Genomic DNA, 11,434 nt, shown 5'->3' with positions numbered 1-11,434 from the left:
TAGAGATAGGACTCGGATTTTGACGCATTTAAACGATCAGTCAACCGATCAATAAATCGTTAAATGATCGGCATTACCCATTCTAAAGTGTTTATTCATTACAAAAGTATGAAATGCCTCTAACCCGTTGAGGTAAAATAATAAAATACTAATACTTTTGTACTAGCCCTGACCAAGACTAAAAGAAGAGACAAAATGAGATTTCACTCATAAAAAGTTTGATTAGGTTACAAAATAACAATGACTGATCTTAATATTATTGAGGGTAAATACACCATCGCTTTATAAGCATAAGTTTTATCGCCAGTCACTCATTGCAACAAAAAGTTATATCTAAAGCCTAATAATAGGCTTTAGATACAAAAAGAGGCTTTATAAAAATAGTCTCGGTTAACAGGCAAACTTAAGAGAAACACTCCTCCTGTTGTCATGGTTTATTCAAATAAAGTTTTACTAGCTCAGATCTGAGCTAACCATCCCCGCTTTTTGAAGGGTTTGTTAGGTTAGATTTGAGCTAGCATAACACTTACCTTATTTCACTATTTCACTATTTCACTTAAGGACATTCCGTCCAAGCTTCACCGTCTTGGCTACAAGTTAAAATGTATGTACCATCATCTTGATAGCTCATTTTCTCCCAGCCATTCTGATCTTTTGTGATTACAACACGATTGCCATGCATATCATCGGTTGCACGCTTCCACCAACGAGAATGGCGCTCTTCATCAACCTTCGCATCAAATTGATACGCTAGCCCTTCAAAATACTCAATAAATAGATCCACATCAAGCTGCTCACTCTTTCCTTTCAGCTCAACCCAATCGGCAAGCGCAGTAAACTCGACATCACCTTTACTGGTATCGAAGCGAGATTCATAAAAAATGCCCATATCAACATAGCTGGTTTCAAAGTAGCGATTATCCCCACCTGAGTAAACCTGATTATCACAAGCTTGAACCGTCGCAACTTCATCACTGTAACTTTCATTACTTAAAGCAAATTCCACTTCCAGGTGTTCATCATTCATATGCCGTATAATCACCGCTTCAGAATTTTCACAGCGATAAAGTGCATCATCACCACCATAGCTGAAAATATCTTTCTTCTGTGCTAATTCACCATACTCGCCCCAAGGTGTATTGCTCACTTCACGTAAATAAATATCACGGATTTTGGTTTGTAAATCATCGGACACTTTCACGAGCTCAGATTGATAACCATTTGGGTTCCAAATAGTAATATCTCGATACCACGCCTTTGGGTAGGCGTTATTATTATCAATTTCACTGCCTTGATAAAACTCAACACGAATAAAATCCGCCTCAGGGAAGCGCTCTTTTGCCGTGGTTTGATAAGCTAGACTCGCTTTTAATCCTTTGACAATATTGATTGCAAGCTGCTTTCTGTCATCGTCGCCTGCCGCAATAAAATCACTGAAAATATTCTCAATAGAAATATTATATCTATCTACAATATTTCTTAGCGCTTCATCAAGCTCTGTCTCTACGATTGCACGTAAAGCATCATTATCTTTAAGTGTTTCACATGATCCAAATTCAGCGCCACGGCGTCGAAGCTCATCATTGAGCATTTGAAATAATACCGTTGTGAGTGGCGTAACATGAAATGCCTCATCGCCCTCCACTTGATTAAAACCAGCTGGTAGCATCATTTGATAGGCTTCAGTCACTTCACCATTATCTTCATCAAAAGCGCCTACAGGCACGTCCACATAAAGATTACTGTACTGAGCACAATCTTGGTTTTCTGCTGCAAGCGCTAAACGATACTCACCCGCCGCTTGTGACACTGTGCTAGGCTCACCTTCAGTGTATTTACCGTCACCATTTAAATCTAACCATACCGTCGCGCCCGATACATAACCATCGATGACTTTACCACTCATGGTGAATGTCGGTTCTGGTGTTGGTTCTGGTGTCGGCTCTGGTGCAGGGGTGGCAACTGGGGCTGGTGTACTGGCTTCAGGGGTACTATCACTACTTGAACTGCCACAGCCTGTGATTAATAAAGAAGCAATAATACAACTTAAATACAATTTATTGGTTTTCACTTTTATCCATTCCTTTGTTAAATACGGTAATGCATTATCGTCATCAACCTTGATGATTTTTACCGCCTAGATATGACCTCATAAAAAATGCACTATTTAAGTCGAGTCGTTTCAAACTGCACTGCTTTTACCTGATTAGCTATCGCATAAAAACCGAATCAAACTCAATAATCATTCATTGAAGTCAAGAATATAACCTATTAAAATTTAAGCATAATAAGTCAATTCGGCCACAATATACACAATTACAAAAAGATCATCAATAGTTAACAAAATACCAACCTAAGCATATACATAAACGAATAAAGCACAGTTCCATCAAGACTGATTTATTTTCATACCTTAGGGCCTGTTTATCTTTGGTGATTATTTCTGCAGCAGTTTGTGGGTTCTTTATACAAGGCAGAGTTTGTGTGGTGTAGTTATTCTACATAAACAAGCGATAACGCCGTAGAAAGGAGCCACAAACGCTGTCCGTAGGATCCGGCTAAACGTGTTTTACTCTTTGTTGGGAGAAATTTGCTTAGATCACTAGGCATCATTCCTCCCGTCGCGATTAAAACACGTTTATCTCGGACATAATTTAACCACCAAAGATAAACAGGCCCTAGGCACTAACTAAAAAAACAACACTTTATATCTTTCAGCATGATGATCGATCAATATCCCAGCAATTAAACCCTATTTAACATAATTTTGACGTCAAGCGCTTGTTTTTCATTTTTGTTACAATTAAGTTAAATAGTAATGTTTTTAAATACCCAATATGACCAATAACTTATATAACGACTGGCTGTATAATTCTTAGGTATTAAATAAAAAAACAGGATTGACTTCATATAACTTGCTTTACACACTCTAGAGGGATTTTATGCGTAATAAACGCCAATGGATGAAAAAAATCACTTTCATCGCGCCAATGTTATTTTCACCACTCAGCTTTGCCGACTATTGCTTAGAGGACTTGTTAGCCTTCACCAATTCACCACAAACCAGTGTTGAAGTGCTAAAAGAAAGTGGCATTTATTCCACTGCCGCCCATAGCATAGTTCGAACACGAAATGGCGTGGATGGGCAAGCGGAGACTGAAGATGATAAACACTTTGTTTCACTCGAAGAGTTAGATGATATTAAATACGTTGGGCCAACAACACTGAATGTACTCACAAGCTTGTTTCCACATGCCTGTGAAACAGCAAATGATAATATTGAGGTGATCTTTTCACCCGCTCCCTATGACACTTCTCACTTAACTAAAGTGGTAGAATCCATTAATCAAGCCACTGTCTCAATCGATATTGCTATGTATAGTTTCAGAGACAATCGCATATTGGCAGCCCTAGCAGATGCAGTACAAAGAGGTGTGTTAATTCGAGTCATTTCCAATAATGCACTAAAAGACAGAAAATCACCCTCTGGCACTATCTCAGAAAAACTCGAACAAGCACTCATAGATGTAAGATACGTAAATAAAATCATGCATCACAAATTTGCAATTATTGACAGTAGCCTTGATAGTGCTCAGCTTATTTCCGGTAGCGCAAACTGGTCTTATTCTGCTGCAACCCGCTATGATGAAAACACGGTTTTCGTCAAAAACAATGCTGAATTCATCAGCGCATTTCAAGATGAATTTAACTTACTTTGGCATCATTCTCGCGATTTCACCTGCGATACTTGTACTGTCCAGTCAATCATCGACACTCAATATCAAAAAAGTGAACCTCATTCACTCAATACCCGTTTTACATCCAATAATTTTAAAACCTCAACCACGCGCTATGGTGAAACCTTTTCTAAAGTCTCTGGTCGAAATACCGTTTCAGATACTATGGTGGAATACATCAATAATGCCGAATCGAGTATCAAAATAGCCAGTGGGCACTTACGCTCATGGCCAATCACTCAAGCCTTACTGAATAAACAAGCAGAAGGCAATGTGGATATTGAAGTCTATTTAGATATTCAAGAATATATTAGCCTTTATACCCATGAGCAAGAACAGGCTGAACGTCAAGCCTGTTTAGATGAAGCCAGCACCCCTTCTCAAGAACAAGCTTGTTATGATAAAGGCAGCCATTATAGTTATATGCTGAGCGAACAAGGCATTGATGTACGCTTTAAAAGCTATAGCTATCGTTGGCATTATTCTTATGCGAAACAAATGCATCATAAATATACCCTCATCGATGACGATACATTAATCACGGGCAGTTACAACTTCTCTGATAATGCAGAGCATAACAGCATGGAAAACATTATGATCATAGAACGAAATAAGAATCCCAATGCAATAGAGGGTTTTATCAGTAATTTCGAGTCAATATGGCAAACTGGCCATGATGATAACCGCTATGAGCAGCTACTTGAGCAAATCAATGATGATGCAGTGCGCAGTTTTCCTATTGTCTTTGATCCTATGGCCATCACTTGGGAACAAGTCACTCACCTAAAAGCGCGTATTCAAGCAAACTGCCCTGCCATTAACTCAGCAGAGTACCGAGAAAACCCAGAAAATCATTACGTGTGTGAAAAGCCCCATTAAATACTAAATTCAACTTCATACAATAACCTCAATAAAAAAAGCTTGAAATGAATATTTCAAGCTTTTTTTATTTAAATCATCAAACGGGTCCATAGCAAGTCATAAAACATCAACTATATTTTATATACTCGTGATACTCACAAGTAGGTCATATTCTCAAGTGGATAAACACAAAAACCACTTTTATATACGCTGTCTACTTTTCTTTCTTTTAATTACCGTCGATAGAGGTAAGCAATGCGTATAAAAACATTGATCTATAATAGCTTTACTGCACTGGTAGCATTACTGTTATTAGCCTGCTCAGACAATAATTACAAAACAACAACATTTTCAAATGTCATGGTTTTTGGGGATAGTCAAAGTGACATGAACAATTTTCCGCAAAGTGTCTACTTCAATGATGACACGAATTCCAGTTCACTGTATCAAATTCCAAGCAACCTTTATAATTCTATTTCAGAGCCAATAACCAGCGATCTTTTCTCTCCCATCTCACCTGGTACCCTCACCTTTCCTCAAAACAATGAAAATTACAATGTCATTAGCCTATCAAACGACACACAAAGTGTTTGCACAGCTTCAAGTAACGATGATATTCATGATGCCGATTGCTATCAACGTGAGGCAAGTTCAGTAGGTTGGTTACAGTATTTCACCTATAACGGGTTAAGTGCGCCTTATCATGTCTTTGACAATATCGAGCTGTCCTCTTGGGTGGCTTATACTACAGAAGGAAGTGACGTAAATAAAGTCTCCATCAACTATGCTTGGTATGGGGCATTATCTATACCGACAGGCTGTTACAGTGATGGTGGTATCACATTACCAGATAGTGATTGTAGTGATGAAGATGAAATATATGCTCTGCAAGCGGCTTATCGCAGTTCACAGATCTTATCTGAGGGCGTGCCACCTATATCAGCCGCTGAGAGTTATGCATTGAAAGACACAGTCGCCGTTCCCACCCTTTATCAACAAGTCACAAAACTCTTTCTACCTAATCATAGCGCAGATAATAGCCTTGTTGGCAGAGATACCTTATATGTCTTTTACGGCGGAGCTAACGATCTAGCTGAGGTTTTTTTTGAATGGGTTGAAGGAGATATAGACTTTGATACTTTCATTGAATCCGTGTGGACAACCATCCCTGAATATATGATAGGCGCACAAGACTCAGCCGTACAAACCATGCTGAGTGAACTTAGCTCACAAGGACAAGATAAAGGTAACATCATTATGTTCCCTCAATATAATTTGGGCATCACGCCCTATTTCAACTACTTTCTACTCTCACAAGGAGTCACTCTAAGCACTGATGAGCTCAAAGCGTTTGCTGAAGCTTTAGGGGAGCTGGTTAAAGTTTATAACGAACGCGTAAAGTTGCTGACCTATCAAACCGCCTATGAATATGCTTCTTTGTATTCTGAATCGAATCCTCATTGGTATTTCTATTATTTAGAGGGCTTTTACGACAATATGGAAACATTGGCCTTTAGTGACAATTATGATGGAACATTTGGCTACACTTGTGGTGATGATAGCACTATCGCCACTACAACGGCACTTGGCTATGCGACTGATTGCTTAAACACAAACAGCGATCCTTACCTATTTTGGAACACAAAACACCTCGCTTCTTCTGGCCAACAAATTATCGCTCAGTCAGCACTGGACTGGCTAAAAGCAGGCAATACTATTTTGGATACTGGCGTAATACAAGAGTATACCCTTGAAGAACTTAAAGAAATAGCACAAGAAATTGCAACATTACTTTCAAACTTCACCAGTACTTAAATACTGACTTAACCAATGCTCAAATTAGTTTAAAGTATGTCAACGCAAAAAAGCAAACAGCCAATGTACAATGCATCATTGGCTGTCATAAAACGGCAAAACACTTTTTCAAAAAAGCGTCAATGCGTTTAAAGTCTGGCTTATCTCTGCACCGCCTTAAATCTAGGATTAGTCTTACAAATAACGTATAACCTTCCTTTACGTTTCACGATCTGGCAATCAGGATGACGGCTTTTGGCACTTTTAAGGGATTTGACGACTTTCATTCTATTTTTTCCTTGTGCCAGCTTACCAAAACGACGATTGAAGTTTGCCACTCGGCCTTCTAATGCGGCAACTTGCTGCTTACCTGTATAAAAAGGATGAGAGTGTGAAGAGACTTCAAGCGTATAATAAGGATAAGTTTTTCCATCTTCCCATTCAATGGTTCTACTGGTTTTCAAAGTAGAACCAACCAAAAAATATTTATCAATGCTGGTATCATGAAAGACGACAGTGCGGTAATCAGGATGAATATTGGGCTTCATAGCATTCACTCGTCTTTATACACTTATTGAAAATGAGACATTTTCCACAAATCAATGAAAACTCCCACCGTTTTTGGATCACTCACCACTGGACTGACTAAAGGCAGGCAAAACTATTTTAGATACTAGTGCCTTACAAAAATATAGCATTAATACATTAAAACGATAGCAAAAGAAAATTACGCCATATTAACCGAATTCGGGTTAGAAACAGAACAAATTGATATTTCGAGTGATTAATACTTTTAAAGAAATTATCTTGAATTGGGCATATTGACAATGTTTAAATAGGTATATTGAAGTCACAGGGGATAAATAAAGGCTCGAACATTATAAGTAACGAACCTTTTAATTCATATATCCTGATCTTACTAAAACAGGTCGATACTGTTATTCGCAGTAACCTATTTCGCATGCAGCGGGTTCTGATTTTGAATTTTGTCTTAAACCCAGCGCATTTTTATCAGGATCATTAAAAAATGCGAGTTTAACACCTTGGCCTACATCTTTAATTTCACTGACAACAACATTTTTTGCTTCTAAATCGACTTTGGCATCCTCTATATTATCGACAACAAAAGTCATTACTGCTTGCCCTGATCCTATTCCTCTTCCAGGCTTAGCCAAACTCAAGCCTAAAGCGAACCTTTTCATGTTTTTGATATTAAGCTGATTCCAATAAGGACCTTCAAAACGAGGATCTATCTCAAGATCCAATTTTTCAGTATACCATTGGATACTTTTAGCCATACTCGAGACATCTATTTTGGCAACAAAACCAATTTCACTTTTATTTAACATAACATACTTCCTTTTAACTATGAAACTGTAAAATTAAGTCTTCATATTAACTATTGCATTAAATTGTGCTGTGTTTTGGCACCTCCAATTGCCTTTTTAAATCAAAATAAATAATACTAAAGTTTAGTTTACAAGTGATCGAATCGCGAGTTTTCGCTTTAATGAAATCAGCATATCGAGCATGATCGATTTTGATTCAACTTATAACCTACTTGTTGTTTTTTAATGACTTTATTTTATAGTAAGCGGCATTATACCTAAAAAATACTATTGCTCTTGATATGGGAAATGTCCATAACACTTATTTACTCCCTACTATGCTCAAGTTATACCAAAATCGATTATCGAACTACACTTATCGACCTAGTTACCATTAGAGGCATTTGTTTTTTGTAATTGGAAACAAAAAAACCGCATTAAATCAATGCGGCTTTATATTTTATACATCAGCTATTTAGATTTAATTTAATAGACCTTGATGTAGCTCTTGTACTGACGTGACATTGTTTCTATCATCGGCTGAATGCGCCATACAAGTCGCAAACGCAGCGTTTAATGTCGTGGTATAGTTCACTTTATGACGCAAGGCTCCACGACGTAACTGACGAGAATCTTCAATCGCCTGACGTCCTTCGGTCGTATTGACAATATAAGTGTATTCACCATTTTTAATTCGATCGAGAATATGCGGACGCCCTTCGTGAACCTTATTCACTAAACGTGGATTAATGCCCGCTTCACCTAAAATCACCGCCGTACCGTGTGTTGCATCAATCTCATACCCTAATTCAATCAGCTTAGAGGCTAAATCCGCTACACGTTTCTTATCGCTGTTACGCACAGACAATAAGGCTCGACCCGATTTTGGCACTTCACAGGTCGCCCCCAATTGCGCCTTAGCATAAGCTTCGGCAAAGGTATTGCCCACTCCCATCACTTCACCCGTTGAGCGCATTTCAGGCCCTAACATAGGATCCACACCAGGGAATTTATTGAAAGGCAGCACCACTTCTTTGACCGAATAATAAGAAGGAATAATCTCTTGGGTAAAGCCCTGTGAGGCTAAACTTTGACCCGCCATGACTCTTGCAGCAATCTTAGCTAGCGGCTTACCAATGGCTTTAGACACAAAAGGAACCGTTCGAGCAGCACGAGGGTTAACTTCAATCATGTAGACTTGATTATTTTTAACGGCAAACTGCACGTTCATGAGTCCTACAACCCCTAGCTCCATCGCTAGCTGTTTCACTTGAGTACGCATGGTATTCTGAATATCATGGCTCAAAGTATAAGGGGGTAATGAACAACCAGAATCCCCAGAGTGCACACCCGCTTGCTCGATATGCTCCATGATAGCGCCGACCACGACATTTTCACCATCACAAACGGCATCAATATCCACCTCAATGGCATTATCTAGGAATGAATCAAGTAATACTGGTGACGCGTTAGATACACTGACTGCCTCATTGAAATAGCGAAGCAAATCTTGTTTATCATAGACAATTTCCATTGCACGGCCACCCAAGACATAAGAAGGACGAACCACTAACGGATAACCAATACGTTCAGCTGAAATAACCGCTCCCTCAACCGTTGTAACTGTATCGTTTTCAGGCTGCTTCATGCCTAAGCGTTCAATGGCTTGTTGAAAACGCTCACGATCTTCAGCTCTATCAATCGCATCAGGACTGGTACCTATAATAGGTACGCCAGCAGCTTCTAAATCACGAGCCAATTTCAGCGGGGTTTGCCCCCCATATTGCACGATAACGCCTTTTGGCTTCTCGATACGCACAATTTCCAGCACATCTTCAAAGGTGACAGGTTCGAAATACAATCTATCTGACGTGTCATAATCCGTTGAAACCGTTTCAGGGTTACAATTGACCATGATAGTTTCATAGCCATCTTCACGCAGTGCCAATGCCGCATGTACACAGCAATAGTCAAACTCAATACCTTGACCAATTCGATTAGGTCCACCACCTAAAATCATGATTTTGTCACGGCTCGATGCATTGGCTTCGCATTCTTCTTCATAAGTCGAATACAAATACGCCGTATCAGTGGCAAATTCAGCGGCGCAAGTATCCACTCGCTTATAAACGGGTAAAATGCCATGACGATGACGCAACTTTCTAACTTCGATTTCACTGACACCCGCCAGTGAGGCTAAACGACCATCGGCAAAACCTTTACGCTTTAATTTGCGAAGTAGGTCTTCATTCAATCCTGACAAACCCACATCAGCCACTAAAGATTCAAGCTTAATCAGCTCATCAAGCTGTACTAAGAACCAAGGATCGATATTGGTCAGCTTAAAAATACCTTCAACTGATAAACCCGCACGAAATGCATCAGCAATATACCAAATACGCTCTGCACCGGGTTCTTTTAATTCATGACGAATACGCGATAAAGCTTGGCCATCCTCTAAATCCACTTCAGGATCTAACCCTTGCTTACCTACTTCTAATCCGCGTAGAGCTTTTTGCAACGACTCTTGGAAAGTACGGCCAATGGCCATGACTTCACCCACTGATTTCATCTGCGTCGTCAGACGATCATTTGCACCATCAAACTTTTCAAAATTAAAACGTGGCACTTTTGTAACCACATAATCAATAGCAGGCTCAAAAGAGGCTGGAGTCGCCCCTCCCGTAATGTCATTACTCAGCTCATCAAGGGTAAAGCCCACGGCTAATTTAGCCGCAATTTTAGCGATAGGAAAACCTGTAGCCTTTGATGCAAGTGCTGATGAACGAGACACACGTGGATTCATTTCAATGATCACCATGCGACCATTTTTGGGATTAATACCAAATTGAACGTTAGAACCACCAGTTTCCACACCAATTTCACGTAACACAGCCAAAGAGGCATTACGCATAAGTTGGTATTCTTTATCGGTTAGAGTCTGAGCTGGCGCAACGGTAATCGAATCTCCCGTATGCACTCCCATAGGATCAAAATTCTCAATGGCACAAACTATGATGCAATTATCATTACGATCACGTACCACTTCCATTTCATACTCTTTCCAACCAATGAGGGATTCATCAATCAATAGCTCATTAGTCGGTGATAACTCTAATCCTTGAGAGCAGATTTCTTTAAACTCTTCAATATTGTAAGCAATACCGCCGCCGCTTCCCCCCATGGTAAATGAAGGACGAATAATACAAGGGAAGCCGACTTGCTCTAATACTTGATACGCTTCATCTAGAGTATGTGCAATGCCTGCACGGGGACATTCTAGTCCAATGGATTTCATCGCCTCATCGAAACGACTTCTATCTTCCGCTTTATCGATGGCATCAGCCGTTGCACCTATCATGTCCACATCGAACTCTTTTAACACCCCTTGGCTTTCGAGTTCAAGGGCGCAGTTCAATGCCGTTTGGCCACCCATAGTTGGAAGGATCGCATCAGGACGTTCTTTTTCGATAATATTACGAACCACTTCCCAATGGATCGGTTCGATATACGTCGCATCAGCCATTTCTGGATCTGTCATAATAGTCGCGGGGTTAGAGTTAACTAAAATAACTCGATAACCTTCTTCTTTCAGTGCCTTACAGGCTTGAGCACCGGAATAGTCAAACTCACAGGCTTGTCCAATGACAATTGGACCTGCACCTAGGATGAGAATACTTTTTATATCTGTACGTTTTGGCATTGCTTTAATCT

6 protein-coding genes and 1 pseudogene are annotated in these 11,434 nt (G+C 39.6%); 2 read left to right on the top strand and 5 right to left on the bottom strand.

Features of this window, described 5'->3' with window-relative positions:
* Positions 1-556 precede the first annotated feature (556 nt).
* Positions 557-2,071: a hypothetical protein gene (locus Q0791_RS15245; protein ID WP_299008101.1), complete on the bottom strand. Its 1,515-nt coding sequence runs from the start codon at positions 2,069-2,071 to the stop codon at positions 557-559.
* 871 nt (positions 2,072-2,942) lie between these two features.
* Here Q0791_RS15245 and Q0791_RS15240 point away from each other — a divergent pair.
* Both Q0791_RS15240 and Q0791_RS15235 read left to right on the top strand, forming a co-directional pair.
* Entirely contained in the window at positions 2,943-4,616 is a 1,674-nt protein-coding gene (locus Q0791_RS15240) for a phospholipase D-like domain-containing protein (RefSeq protein WP_299008100.1), read from the top strand.
* Positions 4,617-4,853: 237 nt separating this feature from the next.
* Positions 4,854-6,413 carry a hypothetical protein gene (locus tag Q0791_RS15235; protein ID WP_299008098.1) on the top strand — a complete coding sequence of 520 codons (1,560 nt, stop codon included), beginning with the start codon at positions 4,854-4,856 and terminating at the stop codon, positions 6,411-6,413.
* Positions 6,414-6,553: 140 nt separating this feature from the next.
* Here the strand turns inward: Q0791_RS15235 and ykgO are convergent, their stop codons facing one another.
* The 4 genes and pseudogenes from ykgO to carB form a co-directional block, all read right to left on the bottom strand.
* On the bottom strand, positions 6,554-6,679 hold the full coding sequence (gene ykgO, locus Q0791_RS15230; protein ID WP_299008103.1) for a type B 50S ribosomal protein L36: 126 nt from the start codon (positions 6,677-6,679) through the stop codon (positions 6,554-6,556).
* Between the two features lie 15 nt (positions 6,680-6,694).
* Positions 6,695-6,940, bottom strand: a pseudogene (locus Q0791_RS15225) (type B 50S ribosomal protein L31); the annotation flags it as partial.
* Between the two features lie 390 nt (positions 6,941-7,330).
* Positions 7,331-7,741, bottom strand: coding sequence for a VOC family protein (locus Q0791_RS15220; RefSeq protein ID WP_299008096.1), 411 nt, complete (start codon positions 7,739-7,741; stop codon positions 7,331-7,333).
* 460 nt (positions 7,742-8,201) lie between these two features.
* Positions 8,202-11,423: a carbamoyl-phosphate synthase large subunit gene (gene carB, locus Q0791_RS15215; RefSeq protein WP_299008094.1), complete on the bottom strand. Its 3,222-nt coding sequence runs from the start codon at positions 11,421-11,423 to the stop codon at positions 8,202-8,204.
* Positions 11,424-11,434 lie beyond the last annotated feature (11 nt).

Source organism: uncultured Shewanella sp., assembly GCF_947495455.1.
Taxonomy (GTDB): domain Bacteria; phylum Pseudomonadota; class Gammaproteobacteria; order Enterobacterales; family Shewanellaceae; genus Shewanella.
This window is presented reverse-complemented; position numbering and strand designations above follow the sequence as displayed.

Bases quoted from the DNA above. Each gene is read 5' to 3' on its own strand.
- carB (WP_299008094.1), bottom strand. From the start codon at position 11,423: ATGCCAAAACGTACAGATATAAAAAGTATTCTCATCCTAGGTGCAGGT.
- ykgO (WP_299008103.1), bottom strand. From the start codon at position 6,679: ATGAAAGTCGTCAAATCCCTTAAAAGTGCCAAAAGCCGTCATCCTGAT.
- Q0791_RS15235 (WP_299008098.1), top strand. From the start codon at position 4,854: ATGCGTATAAAAACATTGATCTATAATAGCTTTACTGCACTGGTAGCA.
- Q0791_RS15220 (WP_299008096.1), bottom strand. From the start codon at position 7,741: ATGTTAAATAAAAGTGAAATTGGTTTTGTTGCCAAAATAGATGTCTCG.
- Q0791_RS15240 (WP_299008100.1), top strand. From the start codon at position 2,943: ATGCGTAATAAACGCCAATGGATGAAAAAAATCACTTTCATCGCGCCA.